Annotated in this window: 18 protein-coding genes and 1 pseudogene; 12 read left to right on the top strand and 7 right to left on the bottom strand. The window is 67.6% G+C overall.

Annotation, left to right across the window (positions count from 1 at the left end):
- Positions 1-1,380, top strand: coding sequence for a mechanosensitive ion channel domain-containing protein (locus AC5Y4D_RS17380; protein ID WP_500037716.1), 1,380 nt, complete (start codon positions 1-3; stop codon positions 1,378-1,380).
- A 94-nt stretch (positions 1,381-1,474) separates the two neighbouring features.
- On the opposite strand, the gene AC5Y4D_RS17375 is transcribed toward AC5Y4D_RS17380, so the two are convergent.
- Genes AC5Y4D_RS17375 through AC5Y4D_RS17360 form a run of 4 tightly spaced genes read right to left on the bottom strand, consistent with a single transcriptional unit; the run spans position 1,475 to position 5,107 of the window.
- Positions 1,475-1,981, bottom strand: a complete 507-nt coding sequence (locus tag AC5Y4D_RS17375; protein ID WP_499989900.1) for a 2'-5' RNA ligase family protein — start codon at positions 1,979-1,981, stop codon at positions 1,475-1,477.
- On the bottom strand, positions 1,981-2,655 hold the full coding sequence (gene bioD / locus AC5Y4D_RS17370; RefSeq protein WP_499989899.1) for a dethiobiotin synthase: 675 nt from the start codon (positions 2,653-2,655) through the stop codon (positions 1,981-1,983). Before bioD ends, AC5Y4D_RS17375 begins: the two co-directional genes overlap by 1 nt.
- The gene (locus AC5Y4D_RS17365; protein ID WP_499989898.1) at positions 2,652-3,797 is read right to left on the bottom strand and encodes an 8-amino-7-oxononanoate synthase; all 1,146 of its coding nucleotides are present in this window, start codon (positions 3,795-3,797) and stop codon (positions 2,652-2,654) included. Before AC5Y4D_RS17365 ends, bioD begins: the two co-directional genes overlap by 4 nt.
- 5 nt (positions 3,798-3,802) lie before the next feature.
- Complete coding sequence (locus AC5Y4D_RS17360; RefSeq protein WP_499989973.1) at positions 3,803-5,107, bottom strand: adenosylmethionine--8-amino-7-oxononanoate transaminase; 1,305 nt, start codon at positions 5,105-5,107, stop codon at positions 3,803-3,805.
- A 171-nt stretch (positions 5,108-5,278) separates the two neighbouring features.
- Here AC5Y4D_RS17360 and AC5Y4D_RS17355 point away from each other — a divergent pair, with 171 nt between their 5' ends.
- From AC5Y4D_RS17355 to AC5Y4D_RS17325, 7 genes and pseudogenes are all read left to right on the top strand, one after another.
- Entirely contained in the window at positions 5,279-5,710 is a 432-nt protein-coding gene (locus AC5Y4D_RS17355) for a hypothetical protein (RefSeq protein ID WP_499989897.1), read from the top strand.
- 319 nt (positions 5,711-6,029) lie between these two features.
- Positions 6,030-6,677: pseudogene (ripD, locus tag AC5Y4D_RS17350) on the top strand (NlpC/P60 family peptidoglycan-binding protein RipD); the annotation flags it as partial.
- A 314-nt stretch (positions 6,678-6,991) separates the two neighbouring features.
- Entirely contained in the window at positions 6,992-9,139 is a 2,148-nt protein-coding gene (gene sucT, locus AC5Y4D_RS17345) for an acetyltransferase SucT (protein ID WP_499989896.1), read from the top strand.
- 52 nt (positions 9,140-9,191) lie between these two features.
- On the top strand, positions 9,192-11,384 hold the full coding sequence (gene glgX, locus AC5Y4D_RS17340) for a glycogen debranching protein GlgX (protein ID WP_499989895.1): 2,193 nt from the start codon (positions 9,192-9,194) through the stop codon (positions 11,382-11,384).
- Between the two features lie 3 nt (positions 11,385-11,387).
- Entirely contained in the window at positions 11,388-13,688 is a 2,301-nt protein-coding gene (treY, locus tag AC5Y4D_RS17335; protein ID WP_500037715.1) for a malto-oligosyltrehalose synthase, read from the top strand.
- On the top strand, positions 13,681-15,405 hold the full coding sequence (gene treZ / locus AC5Y4D_RS17330; RefSeq protein ID WP_499989893.1) for a malto-oligosyltrehalose trehalohydrolase: 1,725 nt from the start codon (positions 13,681-13,683) through the stop codon (positions 15,403-15,405). Before treY ends, treZ begins: the two co-directional genes overlap by 8 nt.
- Before the next feature lie 68 nt (positions 15,406-15,473).
- The gene (locus tag AC5Y4D_RS17325; protein ID WP_499989892.1) at positions 15,474-16,541 is read left to right on the top strand and encodes an alpha/beta hydrolase; all 1,068 of its coding nucleotides are present in this window, start codon (positions 15,474-15,476) and stop codon (positions 16,539-16,541) included.
- On the opposite strand, the gene AC5Y4D_RS17320 is transcribed toward AC5Y4D_RS17325, so the two are convergent.
- On the bottom strand, positions 16,523-17,140 hold the full coding sequence (locus AC5Y4D_RS17320; RefSeq protein ID WP_499989891.1) for a TetR/AcrR family transcriptional regulator: 618 nt from the start codon (positions 17,138-17,140) through the stop codon (positions 16,523-16,525). The two genes, AC5Y4D_RS17325 and AC5Y4D_RS17320, sit on opposite strands and share 19 nt — an antisense overlap.
- An 88-nt stretch (positions 17,141-17,228) precedes the next feature.
- On the opposite strand from AC5Y4D_RS17320, the gene AC5Y4D_RS17315 reads away from it, so the two are divergent.
- Together AC5Y4D_RS17315 and AC5Y4D_RS17310 are read left to right on the top strand one after the other, a co-directional pair.
- Entirely contained in the window at positions 17,229-17,612 is a 384-nt protein-coding gene (locus AC5Y4D_RS17315) for a nuclear transport factor 2 family protein (protein ID WP_499989890.1), read from the top strand.
- Positions 17,609-18,655 (top strand): TIGR03857 family LLM class F420-dependent oxidoreductase, encoded by a 1,047-nt coding sequence (locus AC5Y4D_RS17310; protein ID WP_499989889.1) that lies wholly within the window; start codon positions 17,609-17,611, stop codon positions 18,653-18,655. Before AC5Y4D_RS17315 ends, AC5Y4D_RS17310 begins: the two co-directional genes overlap by 4 nt.
- A gap of 40 nt (positions 18,656-18,695) precedes the next feature.
- Here AC5Y4D_RS17310 and AC5Y4D_RS17305 read toward each other — a convergent pair whose 3' ends face one another.
- On the bottom strand, positions 18,696-20,021 hold the full coding sequence (locus AC5Y4D_RS17305) for an aminotransferase class I/II-fold pyridoxal phosphate-dependent enzyme (RefSeq protein ID WP_499989888.1): 1,326 nt from the start codon (positions 20,019-20,021) through the stop codon (positions 18,696-18,698).
- Between the two features lie 40 nt (positions 20,022-20,061).
- Between AC5Y4D_RS17305 and AC5Y4D_RS17300 the strand changes: the two genes are divergently transcribed.
- Positions 20,062-20,709 (top strand): pyridoxamine 5'-phosphate oxidase family protein, encoded by a 648-nt coding sequence (locus AC5Y4D_RS17300; RefSeq protein WP_499989887.1) that lies wholly within the window; start codon positions 20,062-20,064, stop codon positions 20,707-20,709.
- Between the two features lie 4 nt (positions 20,710-20,713).
- Here the strand turns inward: AC5Y4D_RS17300 and AC5Y4D_RS17295 are convergent, their stop codons facing one another.
- Positions 20,714-21,931 (bottom strand): oxygenase MpaB family protein, encoded by a 1,218-nt coding sequence (locus tag AC5Y4D_RS17295; protein WP_499989886.1) that lies wholly within the window; start codon positions 21,929-21,931, stop codon positions 20,714-20,716.
- 73 nt (positions 21,932-22,004) lie between these two features.
- Here AC5Y4D_RS17295 and AC5Y4D_RS17290 point away from each other — a divergent pair, with 73 nt between their 5' ends.
- On the top strand, positions 22,005-22,631 hold the full coding sequence (locus AC5Y4D_RS17290; RefSeq protein ID WP_499989885.1) for a TetR/AcrR family transcriptional regulator: 627 nt from the start codon (positions 22,005-22,007) through the stop codon (positions 22,629-22,631).
- The last annotated feature ends 44 nt before the right edge of the window (positions 22,632-22,675 follow it).

Genomic DNA, 22,675 nt, shown 5'->3' with positions numbered 1-22,675 from the left:
ATGTCGTCGTTGTGGTGGGCTGCCGTCGTGGTCGTGGGGTTCCCGTCGCTGCTCATCGGGCTCACCGAATGGCACCACAGCCTGATCCGCCGGGACAGCCCACTGGCCCGGCCCGTTTTCCTGCTGCGCAGCTACCTGGTCCCACTGGCCGCGCTGCTGGTGCTGCTGGTGCAGGTCGCGAGAATCCCGAGCGAGTTGACCTCGGTGCGCCTGCTGGCGACGGTGTTCGGCTTCGTGCTGCTGGTGCTGCTGCTGTCCAGCCTCAACGCCACGGTGTTCGAGGGAGCGCCGCAAGGATCCTGGCGCGGGCGCGTACCGGCCATCTTCCTCGACGTCACCCGGTTCCTGCTGATAGGTGCCGGTCTGGCGGTGATTTTGTCGTTCGTCTGGGGCGTGCGGGTTGGCGGCATCTTCACGGCGCTGGGTGTGACGTCGGTGGTCATCGGCTTGATGCTGCAGAACTCCGTCGGCCAGATTGTGTCGGGACTGTTCATGCTCTTCGAGCAGCCGTTCCGGATCGGCGACTGGCTGGACACCCCGGCCGCCCGCGGACGGATCGTCGAGGCGAACTGGCGGGCGGTTCATATCCAGACCGGCCGCGGTTTGCAGATCACCCCCAACTCGGTCTTGGCGACGACATCGTTCACCAACCTCAGTCGTCCCACCAGGTCGCACCAATTGGCGATCGCGGTCGCCTTCGCCGCGGCCGATCCGCCGGAGCGGGTGTGCGCGCTGCTGGCCGAGGTCGCCGATGCGCTTCCGCAGCGCAGGTCCGGTGCGCCGGCGGCAGTCGTGGCCACCGGCAGCGGCGAGTACCGCGTCACCGTCGGATTGTCTTCTCCCGCTGACGATTCCGCGGCGCAGTCCACCTTCCTGCGCTGGCTCTGGTACGCCGCGCGGCGGGCCGAACTCCACCTCGACGGCGAAAACGACGACTTCTCCACACCGGAACGTGTCGCAAAGGCACTCCGGACCGTGGTCGGTCCGGCATTGCGGCTGAGCCGAACCGATCAGCAGATCTTGGCAGCGCACGCCCGGATCGTCCGGTACGCGGCCGACGAACTCGTCGAGCAGGCCGAGCGAGTGCCGTCCCGGATGACCTTTCTCCTGTCCGGCGGCGTGCGACTGACGGCAACTTCCCGGGACGGACTCCCGGTGGTGGTCGGCAGCCTGGACGAAGGCGCTTTCCTGGGGGCGACGGCGCTGACCCGGCAACCCAATCTGACCGATGCCCGCGCCACCGAAGAATTGACTGCGCTGCAGATCGACCGCGAGCACCTCGCCCATCTGGTCATGGGCAAGCCGTGGCTGCAACAGGATCTCGGTCGCGCCATCGACGAGCGTCGCGCCAGAGTCGAACAGGTCACCCAGACGGCTTAAAAACATTCCATCGGTCCGAACCGGCAGCTGCTGGTGAACTGGGGAAAGCGCCTCGGGGCTGGCTGGAAACCAGGCCCGGGCAATCGGGTTAGCGTCAAATCAGGTAGTCGACGCGCTTGTCACCGTCCCAGCGGCGCAGTCCGGCGAACCGACCGTCCAACTGCGCCGGCCGGCCAGTGACAGTCAGCGCTTGCCCGAGACAGCCGATGTCGACCCGGCGTGCCAGGGTCACATGCGCGGTCCACTGGCCGGGCAGGCTGTTGGACATCGGCGCCGGCCGTAGGTGCGCGCCGGACACCCGGTACACCTCGGCGTGCAGATCCAGCAGTTCGCGCGACGGCACGATCAGTCGGGTGAGCACCACATTGGCCCGGCCGAACAACACCGGCGCACCGATCACGCACGGCAGCGGCAATCCTCGGGCGACCGGCCGCAGCAATTCGTCGACGGCGGGGTCAATGCGTTCGGCGACGGCGACCGTCACATGCGGGCGGCCGGGCGGTATCCGCACAGGCAGACCGGCGGCGCTCAGGTCGTCCCACATCCGCCGGAGCGCGGCCTCGGTGTCATGGTCGAACAGCAACTCGATGGAGTGCGCCATCAGCCGACCAGCGCCCGCACCCAGCCGGTGTCGAAAGCGGCCGCACTCATAGCGGCGAAATCCTGGCGCGCGCCTGCCCCGGCGGGCAGCGCCGCGCGTACGGATGCCAACCGGCCCAGCGCTTCCCGATTCGACATCTGCACCCGATCGGGCCGCTGAGGCCAGCTGCCGATCACCAATCCGGCACACGAAACATGTTGTGCAGCAAGGGCTTCCAAGGTCAACGCGGTGTGGTTGAGCGTGCCCAGTTCCGCCCTCACGACGACCAGCGCCGCGGCCCGTAGTTCGACGGCGACGTCGCGCAGGGTGACCCCGTCCTGAGCGAGTTCGACCAGCAACCCACCGGCGCCTTCGACGAGCGTCAATCGTCCGGGTCGGTCCACCTCGCGGATCAGCTGCAATACCTGCTCGCCGGTCGGCAATGAGATGCCGGCCTGTTCGGCCGCCGCGGCCGGCGCCATCGGCAACGCATACCGGGCCAACCCCACGAGTTCGGTGACTCCGGACAGCCGGCCGATCTCGGCGAGGTCGTCGTCGCCGTCGGCGATACCGGTCTGGGCGGGCTTGCACACCGCGACGTCGATGCCGGCCTGGCGGGCATGGGAGGCCAGCGCTGCGGTGGCGACGGTTTTGCCGACACCCGTGTCGGTCCCGGTGACGACCAGGACCGTCAAGCGTGCGCCCGCAGGACGTCCGTCAGCACGCGGCGCGCCAGCTCGAGTTCCTCGGCACTCAGTGAGGCGCGGGCGGTCAGCCGCAGGCGTGACGTGCCGGCGGGCACGGTCGGCGGCCGGAAGCAGCCGACTTTGACCCCGGCGTCCAGACAGGCCGTCGCGGCGGCCAGCGCAACCTCGGGGTCGCCCAGGATCACCGACACCACAGCAGACTGCGGCACCTGCGGGACATCGCACACCCGCGCCAGCTCGGCGGCGTGCGACAGCACCGCGTCCGGGCGCCACGTCTCAGTCTTGAGCAGCCGCAATGCCGCCAGCGCGGCACCGACGGCCGCGGGCGCGAGTCCGGTGTCGAAGATGAAGGGACGCGCCGCATCGATCAGGTGGGCACGCACCTCGGCCGGCCCGAGCACCACGCCGCCCTGACTGCCCAGCGCTTTGGACAATGTCGTGGTCATCACCACGTCGGGCGATCCGGCCAGTCCTACCTCGTGCAACAGCCCGCGGCCACCGCCACGCACCCCGAGACCGTGCGCCTCGTCGACGATCAACAGCGCACGGTGCCGACGGCACACCTCGTGCAGTTCCCGAAGCGGCGCCAGTGCCCCGTCCGCGCTGAACACGGAGTCGGTGACGACGACCGCGCGCTCCTCGGCGCGTGCGGCGAGGGCAGTCTCGACGGCGGCGACGTCGCGGCTCGGTGTCACCACCACGCGCGCCCGGGACAGCCGGCAGGCGTCCACCAGCGACGCGTGCGAATGGGCGTCGGACACCAGCAGCGAACCCGGCCCGGACAGACTGACGACGGCCCCCAGGTTCGCGGTGTAACCCGAGGAGAACACCAAACCGGCTGCGGCGCCGACGTATTCGGCGAGCTCGGCCTCGAACTGTGCGTGCAGTTCGGTGTCCCCGGTGACCAGCCGGGAACCGGTGGCACCGGCGCCCCACACGCGCAGCGCCTGCACGCCGCCGTCGATGACGTCGGGATGCTGGGACAGGCCCAGGTAATCGTTGGAAGCCAGATCGAGTTCGGTGCCGACCGGCGGGCGCGGGCGCAGCGACCGCCGCAAACCGGCTTCGCGGCGCTGGGACTCCACCGCCGCCAGCCAGGCCAGCGGCGAGGTCTCGATCGGCGCCTGCATGGCGTTCAGCCTACGAGGCGGGCGACCTGCACCATCGCCGAGGTGAGCTGTGCGATCTCGGCGGGACTGCAGATGTAGGGCGGCATCGCGTAGATCAGGTTGCGGAACGGGCGCAGCCACACCCCGCCATCCAGCGCGGCGGGGGTGGCGACGGACAGATCGACGGGACGGTCACATTCGATGACGCCGATGCCGCCGCAGACCCGCACGTCGGTCACCCCGGGCAGTCCTCGCGCGGGTGCCAGGCCGGCGCTCAGGCCTTCGGCCAGCGCGGTTATCCGGGCCCGCCAGTCCTGGCCGAGCAACAACTCGACGCTGGCTACCGACACCGCGCAGGCCAACGGATTTGCCATGAAGGTGGGCCCGTGCATCAGGGCGCCGGCCGAGCCGTTGCTGATGGTGTGCGCGACGTCGGTGCTGCACAGGGTGGCGGCCAGGCTGAGGTAGCCGCCGGTCAGCGCCTTGCCCACGCACATGATGTCCGGGCTGACCCCGGCGTGGTCGGCGGCGAACAGCGCGCCAGTACGGCCGAATCCGGTCGCGATCTCGTCGAAAATCAGCAGCACGCCGTGCCGGCTGCAGATCTCACGCAGATCGACCAGATAGCGCGGATCGTGAAACCGCATCCCGCCCGCGCCCTGCACGACGGGTTCGACGACGACGGCGGCGAGCTCTGCGGCATGCCGGGTCAGTTGCTCCTCGAACGCCGCGCTGTAGGCGGGGTCATAGTCGCGCGGCACCTGCGGGGCGAACACCTGAGCGGCCAGGACGTCGGTCCACAGCGAGTGCATGCCGCCGTCTGGGTCACACACGCTCATTGGGGTGAAGGTGTCGCCGTGGTAGCCGCCCCGCCAGGTCATCAGGCGATGTTTCGCGGGCCGACCGAGGCCGCGCCAATACTGCAACGCCATCTTCACCGCGACCTCCACGGACACCGAACCGGAGTCGCTGAAGAACACCGTGTCCAGGCCGGCCGGAGTGATCTCGACCAGCAGCTGAGCCAGCCGGGCCGCGGGCTCGTGGGTCAGGCCGCCGAACATGACGTGATTCATGGTGGCGAGCTGGGCGGTCATCGCCTCGTCCAGGACCGGGTGGCCATGGCCATGGATGGCGGTCCACCACGAGCTCATGCCGTCGAGTGCTTGTATCGGCTTGCCGTCGCGGATCAGCGTCAGGTAGGCGCCGCGGGCGGCCGTGGCCACCACCGGAGGTATCGCTTCGCTGCCGATGGTGCTGTAGGGATGCCAGAGGTGAGCGGCGTCGATCGCGCTGATCTGGGCGGGGGTCAACGCTGCCACGGAGTTCGACAGTAGTCCACGTGTGCATCCTGGGCTTTGAGTGTGCAGCCAGGGCTTTCAGAGTGCAGCCAGGGCGGTGAAACGCGATTTTCGCCGCCCTGAGTTCACCGGCAAAGCCATGACTTCACACTCAAATTCACGGTCGGTTCGCGCAACGTGCAGCGATCGGGAAGCATGCAGGGCATGGCCGCACCGGAAGAGTCGCCCGCCACCGAAGAGGGCGACGACGTGACGCAGGTGCACGACGAGAGCGGACCTCGGATCATCAGGCTGCGACTGGTTCCCTGGGACGTGGTCACCATGCTGGTGCTGCTGGCGTTGCTGATCGTCGCACTCACCATGACCAGTTGGCCCACGCGGTTGTTCGCCTTCACCGAGAACGTCTGTCAGGGCGAAGATTGCGCACCGGTGCCGTTCGGGGTCAACTACTACATCTACCCGCTGGTGTGGGGCGGCATCGGCGCGGCTGCGACGGCGGCGTTGCTGGGTCCGTTCGTGTCGTTGGTCAAGGGCTGGTTCATGTCCTTCTGGCCGGTAGTCTCCGTCGCTGTCCTGAGTCTGGCCTCGGTCCTCGGCCGCGCGCTGACCGATTTCAGCTCCACCTTCTGGCGCTGAGGCAGATCACGCCGCGGACACGCTTCGTAGCGCGAAATCACAACTGCCATCACAGGATTGGCCGCTCCCGTCACCGTCCGGTCACGGTACGACAAAAAATGTTTGGCGGATCTGGCGCGCGCCTATCTCTGTTGCCAAAGTGGCTGCAGTGACTGGTGTGAATAGGTCGGGTTGACCGGCTACTTCACCTACCTGTCATCCAGCGGCGCGAGGCCCCGACGTGGCGGCCATCGCGTGCGTGTGGAACGGCAGCCGAGGCGCGCAGTCACCGCGCCGAGGCACAGCGGGGCCCCTGGGCCCCAGAAGGTGAGGAATCCCCATGAAGCGCGTCTACGCCTTCGCGATCGGGCTGGTCATGGCCGTGGCGCCGATAACCGCCACCGGCATCGCGGCGGCCGACCCGGCCAGCAAGCCGATGGATTATCAGCAAGCCACCGACGTCGTCGTCGCCCGCGCCCTGTCACAGCGCGGCGTGCCGTTCTCGTGGGCCGGCGGCGGTGTCACCGGCCCGACCCGGGGCACCGGGAGCGGCATCAACACCGTCGGCTTCGACGCATCGGGTCTCATCCAGTACGCCTACGCCGGCGCCGGGCTCAAACTGCCGCGCTCGTCCGGGCAGATGTACAAGGTGGGACAACGGGTGCTGCCGGCGCAAGCACGCAAGGGCGACCTGGTCTTCTACGGCCCCGAGGGCACCCAGGCCGTTGCGATGTACCTGGGCAACGGCCAGATGATCGAGGTCGGCGACGTCGTGCAGGTCTCCCCGGTGCGTGCCAGCGGGATGGCCCCCTACCTGGTCCGGATTCTGGGTGCGCAGACGGCGCCGGCGGCCCCCGCGCCGCAGGCACCGGCTCAGCAGTTGCCTCAGCAGCAGGTGCCCGCGCCTCAAGCACCTGCCCAGCAGGCTCCTTTGCAGCAGGCACCTTTGCAGCAGGCTCCTTTGCAGACGCTGCCGTCACAGCAGCCGTTGCAGACGGTTCCCAACCAGCAGGCTCCCTTGCAGCAAGCGCCGGCCCAATTGGCTCCGGCACAGCAAGCGCCGACCCAACTGGCTCCCGCGCAGCAGGCACCAACCCAACTGGCTCCCGCACAGCAGTCGCCGCTGCAGCAGGTCCCGGCCCAGCAGGCGCCGCTGCAGGCAGTGCCCACCGCGCCCCTGCAGTTGATGCCGGCACAGCCGGCGCCCGCGGTTACCCCGGGCCGGTAACCTTCCGACGCCTCTCGCCACGGCGCGCCGATGGCGCCGGGGCGTGAGGCGTTTTCGGTAAGTTGGCGGGGACCATGCAGACCGTGACCCCTCCTCCCCCACGCCCGGCCACCGACTCGGCGCCGGCCGAAATGGGCACCCGGTCTGCGGGTTTCTACCGGCACGACCTGGACGGACTGCGCGGCGTCGCGATTGCGCTCGTCGCTGTTTTCCACGTGTGGTTCGGCCGGGTGTCCGGCGGGGTGGACGTCTTTCTGGCCCTGTCCGGGTTCTTCTTCGGCGGCAAGATTCTGCGCGCCGGGCTCGGCGGCAAGTTGTCCCCCGTGACCGAATTCGTCCGGCTGGTCCGTCGTCTGCTGCCGGCCCTGGTGGTGGTGCTGGCGGGATGCGCACTGCTGACGATCCTGGTGCAACCAGAGACCCGCTGGGAGACCTTCGCCGATCAGAGTCTGGCCAGCCTGGGCTACTACCAGAACTGGGAGCTGGCCAACTCCGCCTCGGACTATCTGCGTGCCGGCGAGGCGGTCAGCCCGCTGCAGCACATCTGGTCCATGTCGGTGCAGGGCCAGTTCTACGTCGCGTTCCTCGTTCTGGTCGCGGGCTGCGCCTATCTGTTCAGGCGAGCGCTGGGTCGCCACCTGCGGACCCTGTTCGTGGTGCTGTTCAGTGCGTTGACGGTGGCGTCGTTCGTCTACGCGATCATCGCGCACCAGGACAACCAGGCGACGGCGTATTACAACAGTTTTGCGCGGGCCTGGGAGTTGCTGCTGGGTGCATTGGTCGGCGCGCTGGTGCCCTATCTGCGTTGGCCGATGTGGCTTCGTACGACCGCCGCGACCGTCGGGCTGGCGGCGATCCTGTCCTGCGGCGCCCTGATCGACGGCGTCAAGGAGTTTCCCGGGCCGTGGGCGCTGGTGCCCGTCGGTGCCACCATGCTGATGATCCTGGCCGGCGCCAATATGGCCGCCGACCCCCGCACGCGTGGCCGGATGCCGCTACCCAACCGGTTGCTGGCGGCCGGGCCGCTGATCACCCTCGGCGCGATGGCCTACTCGCTGTACCTGTGGCACTGGCCGCTGCTGATCTTCTGGCTTTCCTACACCGGAGACCCGCACGTCAATTTCGTCGAGGGCCTGGCCGTCCTGCTGGTCTCCGGGGTGTTGGCGTACCTGACCACAGGGCACGTCGAGGATCCCCTGCGCTACCGGGCAACCGCGCAACCCGCCCGAGCGGTCACCTGGCAACTGCGGCTGCGCCGACCCACGCTCGCGTTGGGATCGCTGGTGGTGCTGTTGGGCGTCAGCCTTGCCGCGACGTCCTTCACCTGGCGTGAGCATCTCGTCGTCGAGCGGGCCGGCGGCAAGGAACTCAGCGGGCTCAGCGCGCTCGACTACCCCGGCGCCCGCGCCCTCACCGAACACGTGCGGGTGCCCACGCTGCGCATGCGGCCCACCGTGCTGGAAGTCAAGGAAGACCTGCCCGCTTCCACCCGCGACGGCTGTATCAGCGACTTCGTCAACCCGACGATGGTGAACTGCACGTACGGCGACACCGACGCGCCGCGCACCATCGCGCTGGCCGGCGGGTCGCACGCCGAACACTGGCTGACCGCCCTGGACCTGCTGGGCCGGCTGCACCATTTCCGAGTGGTGACCTACCTCAAGATGGGGTGCGCGCTGTCCACCGAACAGGTCCCGCTGATCATGGGTAACAACGCGCCCTATCCCCAGTGCCGCCAGTGGGTGGAGACGACGATGGCGAAACTGGTCGCCGACCGCCCGGACTACGTTTTCACCACCACTACCCGGCCCTGGAACATCAAGCCCGGCGACGTGATGCCCGCTACCTACATCGGCATCTGGCAAACGTTGTCGGACAACAACATTCCGATCCTGGGCGTTCGGGACACCCCGTGGTTGGTCAAGGACGGTCAGCCGTTCAACCCCGCCGACTGCCTGGCCAAGGCCACCAAGTCGCATTCCTGCGAACTCAATCGCTCAGACCTGCTCTCCGAGCACAACACCACCCTCGACTTCGTCGGACAGTTCCCGTTGCTCAAGCCGCTCGACTTGTCCGACGCCATCTGCCAGCCCGACAGTTGCCGCGCGGTCGAGGGGAACGTGCTGATCTACCGTGACGCTCATCACTTGACCCCGACCTACATGCGGACCCTGGCTCCCGAACTGGGACGGCAGATCGCCGCGGTCACCGGCTGGTGGTGACGGGCCCGTCGTCAACCCTCCGATCCATGCCCGGCACCGTTAAGGTCGAGTGATGGCTGGGACCGACCGAGGGACCGACACAGCATTCGACGGCGCGGACGAGTCGCCCTCTCTGGCGATGGTGTGGCCTGGGACGCCGTTCCCGCTGGGCGCGTCGTATGACGGTGCGGGCACCAACTTTTCGCTGTTTTCCGAAGTCGCCGACAGCGTCGAGTTGTGCCTGATCGGGCGGGACGGCAGCGAATTCCGAATCGACCTGGACGAAGTCGACAGCTACATCTGGCACTGCTACCTGCCGAACGTCACACCCGGGCAGCGCTACGGATTCCGGGTGCACGGTCCGTTCGATCCGGCTGCCGGTCACCGCTGCGACCCCAGCAAGCTGTTGCTCGACCCGTACGGCAAAGGGTTCGTCGGGGACTTCACGTTCGATCAGGCCCTGTATTCCTACGATCTGGCGGTCGCGGCCGAGGACCCGTCGGAGACCGGCATCCCACCGATGGTCGACTCGCTGGGTCACACCATGACCAGCGTGGTGATCAATCCGTTCTTCGACTGGGCCTCAGATCGCGCGCCGTGTACGCCGTATCACGAGACGATCATCTACGAGGCGCACGTCAAGGGCATGACCCAGACCCATCCGGGTATCCCGCACGAGCTGCGCGGCACCTACGCCGGGCTGGCTCACCCGGTGATCATCGATCATCTGAAGTCGCTCAACGTCACCGCCATCGAATTGATGCCGGTCCACCAGTTCCTGCACGACCACCGACTGGTCGACCTGGGACTGCGAAACTATTGGGGTTACAACACATTCGGGTTTCTCGCCCCGCACTACCAGTACGCGGCAAGTCGCAAGCCCGGCGGCGCGGTCGCCGAATTCAAGTCGATGGTGCGCGCCTTTCACGAGGCGGGCATCGAGGTCATCCTCGACGTGGTCTACAACCACACCGCCGAAGGCAATCACCTCGGCCCCACCATCAACTTCCGGGGCATCGACAACGCGGCCTACTACCGCCTGGTCGACGGCGACCTGCGCCACTACAAGGACTTCACCGGCACCGGGAACAGTCTGAATGTCCGGCATCCGCACACTTTGCAATTGATCATGGATTCGCTGCGGTACTGGGTACTAGAGATGCATGTGGATGGATTTCGCTTCGACCTGGCGGCCACTTTGGCGCGTGAGTTCTACGACGTCGACCGGCTGTCGGCGTTTTTCGACCTCGTCCAGCAGGATCCCGTGGTGAGCCAGGTGAAGTTGATCGCCGAGCCGTGGGACGTCGGCGAAGGCGGTTACCAGGTGGGAAATTTCCCAGGTTTGTGGACCGAATGGAACGGGAAGTATCGCGACACTGTGCGCGACTACTGGCGGGGGGAACCCGCGACCCTGGGCGAGTTCGCATCCCGGCTGACCGGTTCGTCTGACCTCTACGAGGCGACGGGTCGCCGCCCCAGCGCCAGCATCAACTTCGTCACCGCCCATGACGGGTTCACCATGCATGATCTGGTGTCCTACAACGAAAAACACAACGTGGCCAACGGCGAGGACAACCGCGACGGCGAAAGCCACAACCGGTCCTGGAACTGCGGTGTGGAGGGTCCCACCGACGACCCGGAGATCACCGCGCTGCGGTGCCGGCAGATGCGCAACTTCTGGACCACGCTGATGGTCAGCCAGGGCACTCCGATGATTTCCCACGGCGACGAGTTCGGGCGCACTCAGTCGGGCAACAACAACGTGTACTGCCAGGACTCCGAGGTGTCCTGGATGGACTGGTCGTTCGTGGACAAGAATGCCGACCAGCTGGAGTTCGCGCGCAAGGTGACCGCATTGCGCAAGAGACACCCGGTATTTCGGCGCCGCCGCTTCTTGAAGGGACAGCCGATCCGCAGCGGTACCGGAATCCATGACATCGCCTGGCTGACTCCCGCGGGCCAGGAGATGACAGTGCAGGACTGGGACAACGTCTTCGGCAAGTCGATCGCGGTGTTCCTGGACGGCCAGGCACTGGCCGAACCCAATCGACGTGGTGAACGGGTGGTCGACGACTCATTCCTGTTGTGCTTCAACGCCTACGACCAAGAGGTTACCTTCGTCATGCCGCGCGGTGACTACGCCCGGGAATGGGTGGTGGAACTGGACACGACCATGCCCACCGGGGCCTCGAATCGGGTCATCCGGGACGGCGAAGAGCTGCCAGTGCCGGGACGCTCGGTATTCGTACTACGTAAGACGTTGTAACACATGGCCATTCCGATTCTGGCAACCTACCGGTTGCAGCTCCGCGGTGCGTCCAGTGGCTTCGCGTTCACCCTCGCCGACGCCGAGAACCTGTTGGATTACCTCAACGACCTCGGGGTGTCACACCTGTACCTGTCCCCCATTCTGACCGCCGCCAGCGGTTCCTCGCACGGCTACGACGTCACCGACCCGACGACGGTGTCGCGCGACCTCGGCGGTCCGGAAGGTCTGGCCCGGTTGGCCGCCGCGGCGCGTGAGCGCGGCATGGGGCTGATCGTCGACGTCGTCCCCAACCACGTGGGTATCGACGACCCCCAACAGAACACCTGGTGGTGGGACGTGCTGCGGCATGGCCGGGACTCGCAGTATGCGTCCTACTTCGACATCGACTGGACACTGGACGATTCGGGGCGAATCGTGTTGCCGCTGTTGGGTTCCGACGACGACGCCGCCGATCTGAGCGTCGACGGGGATCAGCTTCGGTTGGGTGACCTGGCGCTGCCGATCGCACCCGGCACCGGCGACGGCAGCGGACCCGAGGTGCACAACCGGCAGCATTACCGCCTGGTCGGTTGGCGGCGCGGAGTGGTCGGGTACCGCCGATTCTTCTCGATCACCTCCCTGGCAGGCTTGCGTCAGGAGGATCGATCGGTCTTCGATGCCAGCCACGCCGAGGTGGCCCGCTGGTTCAGCGACGGGATCGTTGACGGGGTGCGGATTGACCATCCTGACGGATTGGCCGATCCCGCAGGTTATTTGGGCTGGTTGCGCGAGTTGCTCGGTCCCGAGGCGTGGATCGTGATCGAGAAGATCCTCGGTGTCGACGAGGCGCTGGAGCCCACGCTGCCGGTCGCCGGCACCACCGGCTACGACGTGCTGCGGGAGGTGGGCGGGCTGTTCGTCGACCCCACCGGGGCGCCGGCGCTGACCGAGCTCGTCGACTCCGCCGGACTGCGTTACGACGACATGCCGCGGTTGCTGGCCGATCTGAAGATCCGCGCCGCGACCGACACCTTGGCCAGTGAACTGGCTCGCCTGCGCCGCAGCGTCGTGGCAGCCGCGGGCGCGGATGACCCGCTGTTGCCCGAGGCGGTCGCCGCTCTGCTGACCCACATCGACGTCTACCGCTGCGACTACCGCGGCCTGGCCGCGCTCCTGCCGGCGGCGCTGGCCGAAACTCAGTCTGAGCGACCAGAATTGGGACCGGCCCTGCAGGTGCTGGCCGCTGCGCTGGCGCACGGCGGGGAGGCCGCCACCCGACTGCAGCAACTGTGTGGCGCGGTCACCGCCAAAGCTGTCGAAGACTGCCTGTTCTACCGTGACGCCCGGCTGGTGTCACTGAACGAAGTCGGTGGTGAGCCGCACCGGTTCGGCGTCGGGGCCGCCGAGTTCCACCAGAGCGCCGCCACCCGCGCGCGGTTGTGGCCGCGGGCCATGACCACGCTGACCACCCACGACACCAAACGCGGCGAAGACGTCCGCGCCCGCATCGGTGTGCTGTCTCAGGTGCCCTCGTTGTGGTCGGAATTCGTCGCGCGGTGGGAGAACCAGAGCCCCTCCCCCGATCCGGCGACCGGACAGTTCTTGTGGCAGAACATCTTCGGCGTCTGGCCGGTAACCGGCGAGGTGACCGGCAGGCTACGCGAACGGCTGCACGGGTATGCCGAGAAAGCGATCCGGGAAGCCGCCTGGCACACCACCTGGAACGATCCGAACACCGAATTCGAAGACGCCGTGCACGGTTGGCTGGACTCGGTACTGGACGGCCCGATCGCCGGCGAGCTCACCAAGCTTGTCGCGCAATTGAATCCGCACGCCGCCAGCGACGCGCTGGGCCAGAAGCTGCTGGCGTTGACGGTGCCCGGAATCCCCGACGTCTACCAAGGCACCGAGTTGTGGGACGACAGCCTCGTCGACCCCGACAACCGCCGCGAAGTCGACTACGCGAGTCGTCGCGCGGCGCTGAAAGAGCTGCAGCACCCCAAGATTCGGATTGTTGCCGCCGCACTGCGGCTGCGGCGAGCCCGTCCGGACACCTTCCTGCACGGCGAGTATCGTCCCGTGCTCGCCGAGGGCGACGCGGGTGATCACATCGTGGCGTTCAGCCGCGGTGGCGACGTGGTGGTCGCGGTCACGCGCTGGACGGTGCGGCTCAAAGACTCCGGGTGGGGCAACACGGTGGTGCCGTTGCCCGAAGGTTCCTGGACCGACACTCTCACCGGCGCCATGTCGAGCGGACCTGTGTCGGCCGTGGAGTTGTTCGCCGAGCTCCCCGTCGTCCTGTTGGAGCGCAACGATGCCTGAATTCCGGGTGTGGGCGCCCAAACCCGAGCGGGTGCGCCTGGACGTCGACGGCTCGGTGCACGACATGACCCGGACGGACGACGGCTGGTGGCACACCGGCGTCGAGGCGGCGGGTGACGTCCGGTACGGCTTCCTGCTCGGCGACGATCCCACCGTGCTGCCCGACCCGCGCTCGGCGCGCCAGCCCGACGGGGTGCACGAGCGCTCCCAGTTGTGGGACCCGGCCAGCGCCGCGTGGACCGACGGCGAGTGGGCCGGTCGATCCGTTGAGGGCGCGGTGATCTACGAGCTGCACGTGGGCACGTTCACCCCGGACGGCACGTTCGACGCTGCCGTCGAAAAGCTGGACTACCTGGTCGATCTCGGCGTCGACTTCGTGGAGTTGATGCCGGTGAACTCCTTCGCCGGCACGCACGGCTGGGGCTACGACGGTGTGTTGTGGTACAGCGTGCACGAGCCCTACGGCGGGCCCGACGGCCTGGTCCGGTTCGTCGACGCCTGCCACGCAAGGGGTTTGGGGGTGTTGATCGACGCGGTGTTCAATCACCTCGGCCCGTCGGGTAACTACCTGCCTCGCTTCGGACCGTATCTGTCGTCGGCCAGCAACCCGTGGGGCGAGGGCATCAACATCGCCGACGCCGACTCCGACGAGGTGCGCCGCTACATCATCGGGTGCGCGCTGCGCTGGATGCGGGACTTCCACGCCGACGGGCTGCGACTGGATGCCGTACACGCGCTGGTGGACACCACCGCCTTCCACATTCTGGAGGAGATGGCCACCGAAACCGACTGGCTGTCCAGGCAGGTCGGTCGCCCGCTGGCGCTGATCGCCGAGAGCGACCTCAACGACCCGCGGCTGATCACCTCCCGCGACGAGCACGGGTACGGCATCACCGCGCAGTGGGCCGACGACATCCATCACGCCGTCCACACCGCGGTGTCCGGCGAACGGCAGGGCTACTATTCCGATTTCGGGTCGCTGGCCACGCTGGCGCAGACTTTGCGGCACGGTTTCTTTCACGCCGGCACGTATTCGTCGTTCCGGCGGCGCCGGCACGGGAGACCGCTGGACACCGCCCGGGTACCGGCGACGCGGTTGCTGGCCTACACCTGCACCCACGACCAGGTGGGCAACCGCGCGCTGGGCGACCGTCCGTCGCAGAACCTCACTCCCGGCCAACTCGCCGTCAAGGCCGCCCTGGTTCTCGGATCACCGTATACGACAATGCTTTTCATGGGTGAAGAGTGGGGCGCGTCGACCCCGTTCCAATTCTTCAGTTCCCATCCCGAACCCGAGCTGGCGCAGGCCACCCGGGACGGGCGCAAGGCGGAGTTCGCCGAACACGGCTGGGATGCCGACGAGATCCCCGATCCGCAGGATCCGCACACCTTCACCCGGTCCAAGCTGGACTGGGCGGAGACGGTTGACGGCGACCATGCCCGGGTTCTGCAGTGGTACCGGGACCTGATCGCCCTGCGGCACAACGAACCCGATCTGGCCGATGCGTGGCTGGACAACCTCGTCACCGAGTACGACGAGGAACAGCGCTGGATCCTGCTGCGCCGCAACCACTTGGCGATCGTCTGCAACCTGGGCACTGAGCCGGTGAGCGTGCCGGTATCCGGCGAGGTGGTGCTGGCCTGGGACGATCCGGATGTCGGCTCTGATGCCACGGTGGTGCCCGGCCATTCGGTGGCGATACTGCGCTGTGGGTGAGTGAGTCGCGGCGTCGTTCACCCCCGTTGAGAATCTGCAGGCAAAGCGCTAGTGGCAAGGCCGGGGCAATGACGAAGAGGCATCCGAAAGCCCGTCCGGTCGCCGTCACCAACGCGGCGCTGCGCCTCGGCGTCAAAGTCGTACCGGCGATACCCGAACGGCTCAAGCTGCTCCTGGCCGGCGGCACGAGGATCACCGTGGACGGCAACACCCTGGAGGCCACCGCTCAGCTGATGTTGGCCGTGCAGCGACGCACCGGCACCGGCGGTCTCGGAGCATCCGGCGACGTCGACACCGCCCGCGCGCTGATGCGCAACTCCCACGTGGCGATGAAGGCCCGAATACCGCTTCCCACAACGGACTTGACCATATCCGGCCCGGAAGGACCACTCCGGGCGAGACACTACCGAGCGACCGCGAACGCGCCGCTGCTCGTCTTCTTCCACGGCGGCGGCTTCGTGGTGGGCGACATCGAATCCCACGACGGGCTGTGCCGCCAGATCTGCCGGGACGCGAAAGTCCACGTGCTGTCGGTGGACTACCGGCGGGCACCCGAGCACAAGGCACCCGCCGCGGTTGAGGACTGCCTGGCGGCCTACCAATGGGCACTCGCGCACGCCACCGAACTGGACGCCGACAGCCACCGGATCGCCGTCGGCGGAGACAGCGCCGGAGCCAATCTGGCAGCACTCGTCACCCAGCGCAGCCGCGAGGAAAACCTGACACCGCCGGCCCTGCAGGTGCTGCTCTACCCGGTGGTCGACCTGTCCGCCCAGACCCGCTCTCGCGCATTGTTCGCCGAAGGGTTCTTCCTCTCCAAGGCCGAGATGGACTGGTTCTCCGAGCTGTACCTGGACGGCACCGACCTCACGGCCGACGATCCGCGCGTGTCACCACTCAAAGCCGACTTGTCCGGTCTGGCACCGGCATTGGTGCGCACCGCGGGATTCGATCCGCTACGCGACGAGGGAAACGAGTACGCCGCGGCCCTGCGCGCAGCCGGCGTCGAGGTGGACCACCGGCAGTTCGACACGCTTCCGCACGGCTTTGCCAGCATCGCTCCCCTCGGGGGCGACAGCGCCGACGCCATCGCGGAGACCATCGCTGCCATCGCGGCTCACCTGCGTGTCCCGTAGTCCCGAATGATCCGCCGGCGAACGTTTTCCAGGTGGTGGACCAGGTCGTAACCGTCGTCCAGCACCAGCCAGTGATGCGCGACGCCGAACACCGCGGTGCTGATGTCGTCGACGGCGGCATCGACGTCGACGTCGAAACGCACCGATCCGTCCTCGATGCCCTTGCGCAAACCGGCTTTCACCTTGCGCCTGCCTTCCAGCAGTTGTCCGACCGAGCGCGCCCGCAACGCCGACGTCGTCTTGACCGCTTCGAATGCCGCCACGAACATCGCGCGCAGAAACTGCGGATCCGAGTCGGCCAGCTGCCCGATCCGGTCGAAATGCGCCAGCGCCTGCGCCAACCCGCTCGCGTCCGGATCCAGATCCGGACTCAGCTGCGCCAGGTATTCCCGCATGAACACCGCATCGAGCACCGCGTCCTTACTGCCGTACCTGGCGTGCACCATCGCCCGGCTGTACCCGGCGCGCAGCCCGATCTCCGCCGCAGTCGTTGCCTCCCAACCTTTTTCGACAATCAACTCGGCAGCGGCACGCGCCATCCTGCGGTTGGAGGTCTCGACCCGTTCCGGTTGCGAGAGCCCACGCGTCGGAGAAGGCACGGTTGCATATTAGACCGTCCGCAACTAGGTTAGTTGCGCATTGTCAAATAAGTTGTCGACAGAACTCCGTGGCTTTGGAGGTGTTCGGATGAGCGCGACCACCCGCACCGCCCGCGAAGTGGTCGAGCTGTACAACCTCGTGGTCTGGAACCGACGCGACTTCGCCCTGGCCGAGGAATTGATGGGGGACAATGTGATTCGACATGACGTGGGCGAAGCGGTCACCCTTACCCATCAGCAGGCCGTCGACCGGATCGTCGAGCACTGGGCGATGTTCGAGACCATCCGGTTCGATCTGAACCTGGTGGTCGCGGGTGACGACGGTGAGCACGTCGCCGTCGTCTACCAGTCCCCCATGAAGCTCAAGGACGGCACTGAGGTAGACATCGGAAGTATGGAGATCTTCCGGGTTGTCGACGGCCGCATCACCGAGGTGTGGAACTGCGGCTACAAGCAAGGGATTTGGGCATGACCGACCGGGTGCTGGACGAACTGGGCTACTACCTGCTGGCCGGCGCCGGAGGTGAGGGCCCGGCGACGCTGATGGACGAGGCCCGCCGCGGCGAGGAACTGGGTTTCGGCACTGGGTTCATCTCCGAACGCTGGAACGTCAAGGAGGCGTCGTCGCTGACGGGCGCGGCGCTGGCCGTCACCAGTCGCATGCAGATCGCCACGGCGGCAACCAATCACAACACACGTCACCCGCTCATCACGGGGTCTTGGGCCACCACCATGCATCGCCTCTCCGGGGGCCGCTTCACTCTCGGTCTGGGGCGCGGAATCGCGGCTATGTACAAGGCATTCGGCGTGCCGTCGGTGACGACCGCCCAGATGGAGGACTTCGCGCAGGTGATGCGCAAACTCTGGCACGGTGAGCTCGTCTTCAACCACGACGGCCCCATCGGCAAGTACCCGGTGCTGTTCCTGGATCCCGACTTCGACGAGGACATCCGGCTGGCGATCGTGGCGTTCGGTCCGCAGACCCTCGCGCTGGGCGGCCGCGAGTTCGACGACGTCATCCTGCACACCTATTTCACCCCGGAGACGTTGCAGCGCGCGGTCAAGACGGTCAAGGACGCGGCCGAGCAGGCCGGCCGCGATCCGGCCACCGTGCGGGTGTGGTCGTGCTTCGCCACCGTCGGCGATCACCTGCCCGAGGAGTTGCGATTGAAGAAGACCGTCGCTCGCCTGGCCACCTACCTGCAGGGTTACGGCGAGTTGCTGGTCGACACCAACGGCTGGGATCGCGCTGTGCTGCAACGCTTTCGCGACGACAAGGTAGTGCAGTCCATCCCCGGCGGCATCGACCACAAGGCCAGCGCGGAGCAGATCGAGCACATCGCCACGCTGATCCCCGACGAATGGCTCGAGCCGTCGGCGACGGGAACGGCCCAGCAGTGCGTCGACCGGGTGCGCCAGGAGTTCGACTACGGCGCTGACGCGGTCATCATGCACGGCGCGACGCCGGACGAATTGGAGCCGATCGTCGCGGCCTACCGCGCCACCGTGGACTGACGACCCGAGAGGATCCGCCAAGGACTCACCACGCGTTGACTCACACGCTGGCTCTCCCGGTACCGTGGACCGCGTCGGCGATGGCGTCCGCCAGCGGCTCGATGTCGTCGCTGCACAATTCCGCAATCGTGACCCGCATCCCGGGCGGCGCCTCGATCCGGAACCGCGTCCCTGCCGAGGCGGCCCAGCCCGCATTGAGCAGACGGGTGATCGCGACGGTCTCGTCGGGCACCGGGACCCAGACGTTGAGTCCCGACCGCCCGTGTGCGGCGACCCCACGCTCGGCCAGGGCATCGCACAGCGCGTGGCGGTTGTTGGCGTACCGATCCCCGGCCGCGACGATCAGGTCGGTGACCTCCTCGTCGGACCACATGCGCACGGCGAGGTCCTGCAGCAGATGACTCACCCACCCGGGCCCCAGCCGCAGCCGCCCGTGCACCCGTTCGACAGTGCGGCGATCTCCCGCGAGGACGGCCAGCCGCAGGTCAGGGCCGTACGCCTTCGACACCGACCGCACGAAGGCCCACCGGCGCGTCGCCCCGGCCAGCGGGTGCAGCGCAGCACCGGAGATGCCGGCGCAATGATCGTCCTCGACGACGAGGACATCGCTGGTCTTGCCGGCGAGCAGACGACGCAGGGCGCCCGCGCGCTCCTTGGACAGTGCGGCGCCGGTCGGGTTCTGCGCGCGGGTGGTGACGATGACCGCCTGTACCCCGCGGCGCAGCGCCCGTGCCATGCTCAACACCAACGGCCCCTCGTCGTCGACCTGGACCGGCTCAGCGGAAAACCCAAGGGCCGCAATGAGATCAAGCAGATTCGCCCAGCCCGGATCCTCGACGGCGACCCGGTCCCCCGGACGCAGATGCGCGGTCAGCGCGCGCTCGATGCCGTCCAGCGCGCCGCTGGTCACCGCGAGGTGATCGGCTGCGATCCCGTCGGCGGCCAGGTCGGCGCGGGCGTGATCGACCAGTGCCGGCGACATCGCCGGCGTCCCGTACAGCACCGGCGCACCCGGCGATGGAGCCAGACCGAGGGCGGTGATGGGCAACAGCTTGGGGTCGGGGTTGCCGCTGGACAGGTCGCGGACACCGTCGGGCACCTCGATACCCAGCAGCGAACGGGTGGTGGTCGCCGGCCGGCTACGCACCCGGGTGCCACGCCGACCCGCGGTTTCGATCGCGCCGCGATCGCGCAGCAGCCGGTACGCGGCGGCGACAGTGTTGGCGTTGACGCCCAGTTGAGTGGCCACGTCGCGGATGGACGGCAGCGCTTCACCGGGCTCGAAGGCGCCTTGGGAGATGCCTTCTTCGACGCTGGCGGCGATGGAGTCCGCGCCGGTTCCGGAAATGATGTATTGTTCTGGCACGTTTTACATTATGTACTAGTACAAACTAGAAGGCAAGTAAATGTCGACCGAATACCAGCTCACCCCGCACACGACCCCCACCCGGTATCGGGAACGCGCCCGCTACGAGCGCGAGACGGTGCACCGCATTCTGGATGAAGCGCTGATCTGCCACCTGGGATATGTCCGCGACGGGCGCCCGGTGGTGCTACCGACGACACACGCGCGCGTTGGCGAGACGCTGTACCTGCACGGGTCGTCCGGGGGCGGTCCGATGCTGGCCGCGCGGCCGTCGGGGTTGCGCATCTGCGTCACGGTCACCTTGGTCGACGGACTGGTGCTGGCCCGTTCGGCGATGCACCACTCACTGAACTACCGTTCGGTGGTCGCGATGGGCACCGCGCGTCTCGTCGACGACCCACAGGAAAAGTCGCGGGCGCTGAATGCGCTGCTCGACCACATTCGGACCGGGCGCGCCGCCGACTGCCGGCCGCCGAACGCACGTGAGCTGGCCGCCACCGCGGTGCTTGCCCTCGACCTCACCGAAGTCTCGGCCAAGGTGCGCGAGGGCGGCGTGGCCGACGACCCGGAGGATCTGACTCTTCCGCACTGGGCCGGGGTGGTGCCGTTGCGGTTGACGGCAGCCAGACCGGTACCGGATGTGGACCTCGACCCCGCCACCGAACTGCCGTCGTATCTGCAGGGCTAACCGCTCAGGCCACCGTCAGCTGCGCGGCCGCGCCGCCGATCTTCGTTTCGTCGTCGCCAATCATGGTGCGCAGCAACGTTTCCTGTTCCCGCGTACCGCGTTGCGCTGCGCGGTCGAGGCCGCCGGGACGGGTCAGGTCGACCACGCTGCGGACAATGTTGACCGGGAAACGCAGCAAGGGGAACCACGGCGGCATGTAGGTCGGCAAGCCCAGGGAACGCATGGCGCGCGGACCCAGGAACCCGCTCGTCACCGAAATGTGCTGCGCCCAGGCCAGACGTCGGCGCAACCGCGGCAAGGTGCGATAGTGCCAGGCCAGCGGGTCGTCGACCATGGGGACCGCCAGCTGTCTGGTGGACTCGTCGGGAATGGCGAGCGCCGTCAGGGTGTGGTAGAGCACCCGGATCCCGTCGCGGAAGCTACGGGGCAACCATTCGTCCTCCACGCCGATCAGCCAGCCCACGTAGCGGGTCAGGTGGGCGATGGCGTCGAGATCGCCCGGTGTCTGCGCGATGCCCATGCCGATGGCGCCGGCCGCCGGGGCGATCAGGGCGCCGACGAGGGTGGCGGCCATGTCCGTTTGGTTGACCGGCAGGCCCCATTCGTCTGCTCGCCAGTCCGGCATGGCTGCGACGTGCCGGCGCACGAAGGCATGGATCAGCCGGACCCGAAGTGTCGATTGATAGCCGATGCCACGCGGGGTCAGGCCGCCATCATCGATGACATCCATCGCCCACTGCATCGTCTCGGCGAACCGCTTATTCGAGCCCTTCTCGAGCGCACCGGTGCGCAGCAGGGTCTTGTTGAACCCGGAGAACTGATATCCACCGAGCAGCGACACGTCGCGCGCGATGTACATGCCGTCGGCCCCGCCCCTGCGCAGCGCCCGCTGGCCCCGGCGCAGCACGTCCCAATCGACCCACGCGGGCGGCGACTCGACCTGAACGAAGAAGTCGCGCAACGGTTGTGGCGCGTCCGGCATGCTGTCGATACCGTCGGCAAGCGCCTGGTCGAACAACGCCCGGGCGTGTGTCGCGCTGGTCGACGACATCCACTCGACGAGCTGATCCATCGGCGCGTCGCCAACCGTCAGGCGCTCGCCGAGCCGCTGCCATTGCCGCGGCGAGGGTCCGCGCACGCCCAGCATCATCGCCATCAGCCGCACGCCAGCGGGGACGGGACGGGGCCGGTCGGGATGGCGAGTGGGAATCCGCGACGTCATCTCGTCCTCCTGACCCCGGGCGCTTTGGATAACGGCTGTGATCCGAATCTAAAGCGCGAGTAAGGTGCTGTCAATGAAACGCGCGGAGGTGGTACGCGACTACGGCGGGATCAGCGCGGACGACCGCCGCGCCGAGCGCCGCCGCAAGTTGATCGCCGCCGGTCGCACGATCTGGGGCGAGTCGGGAGTCGCCGAGGTGACCGTGCGCGGCGTGTGCACCGCTGCCGGGCTCATCCCCCGCTACTTCTACGAGCAGTTCCCCAACCGCGAAGCGTTGCTGTTCGCGGTGTCCGACGACGTTCGCGACCAACTGCTCGCGGCCCTGGTGCACGCCGGGGTCGGTGATCCCGGGACGCTGACGGACAAACTCAGGTCCGCGCTGAAAGCATTTCTCGACATCATCGCCGCCGACCCGTACATCCACCGCATCGCCACCGACGACGTGAGTACCGTCGCCGGGCTGGCCCGGCACCGCACCAGCATCCTCGGGATGATCACCGATTCCGTCATCGAGCAGAGCCCCCAGGTTCTCGACGCGCCCCCGGCCGATCCCGCCGGATTGCGCCGGGGGGCTCAGTTCATCGTCGGCGGTGTGAATCAGATCATCGAAGCGTGGCTGCAGGACCCGGTGGAGAGCCCCGACGAACTCGCCGCGGCATGCGCCGACCTGTGCGTGGCCGTCGTCCGCTCGTCCGAGTAGCGGCGGGGATAGGGTGCGCCAGTAAGCGGGGCGCAAGTAAGTGG

Source organism: Mycobacterium sp. NGS67, assembly GCF_059812185.1.
Note: the sequence above shows the minus strand (reverse complement) of the source record. Positions and strands in the feature narration are given on the sequence as shown.

Excerpts from the sequence above, each read along its gene's own strand:
- AC5Y4D_RS17380 (WP_500037716.1), top strand. The coding sequence starts at position 1 with ATGTCGTCGTTGTGGTGGGCTGCCGTCGTGGTCGTGGGGTTCCCGTCG.
- AC5Y4D_RS17375 (WP_499989900.1), bottom strand. The coding sequence starts at position 1,981 with ATGGCGCACTCCATCGAGTTGCTGTTCGACCATGACACCGAGGCCGCG.
- AC5Y4D_RS17365 (WP_499989898.1), bottom strand. The coding sequence starts at position 3,797 with ATGCAGGCGCCGATCGAGACCTCGCCGCTGGCCTGGCTGGCGGCGGTG.
- AC5Y4D_RS17355 (WP_499989897.1), top strand. The coding sequence starts at position 5,279 with ATGGCCGCACCGGAAGAGTCGCCCGCCACCGAAGAGGGCGACGACGTG.
- sucT (WP_499989896.1), top strand. The coding sequence starts at position 6,992 with ATGCAGACCGTGACCCCTCCTCCCCCACGCCCGGCCACCGACTCGGCG.
- glgX (WP_499989895.1), top strand. The coding sequence starts at position 9,192 with ATGGCTGGGACCGACCGAGGGACCGACACAGCATTCGACGGCGCGGAC.
- treY (WP_500037715.1), top strand. The coding sequence starts at position 11,388 with ATGGCCATTCCGATTCTGGCAACCTACCGGTTGCAGCTCCGCGGTGCG.
- treZ (WP_499989893.1), top strand. The coding sequence starts at position 13,681 with ATGCCTGAATTCCGGGTGTGGGCGCCCAAACCCGAGCGGGTGCGCCTG.
- AC5Y4D_RS17325 (WP_499989892.1), top strand. The coding sequence starts at position 15,474 with ATGACGAAGAGGCATCCGAAAGCCCGTCCGGTCGCCGTCACCAACGCG.
- AC5Y4D_RS17315 (WP_499989890.1), top strand. The coding sequence starts at position 17,229 with ATGAGCGCGACCACCCGCACCGCCCGCGAAGTGGTCGAGCTGTACAAC.
- AC5Y4D_RS17310 (WP_499989889.1), top strand. The coding sequence starts at position 17,609 with ATGACCGACCGGGTGCTGGACGAACTGGGCTACTACCTGCTGGCCGGC.
- AC5Y4D_RS17300 (WP_499989887.1), top strand. The coding sequence starts at position 20,062 with ATGTCGACCGAATACCAGCTCACCCCGCACACGACCCCCACCCGGTAT.
- AC5Y4D_RS17295 (WP_499989886.1), bottom strand. The coding sequence starts at position 21,931 with ATGACGTCGCGGATTCCCACTCGCCATCCCGACCGGCCCCGTCCCGTC.
- AC5Y4D_RS17290 (WP_499989885.1), top strand. The coding sequence starts at position 22,005 with ATGAAACGCGCGGAGGTGGTACGCGACTACGGCGGGATCAGCGCGGAC.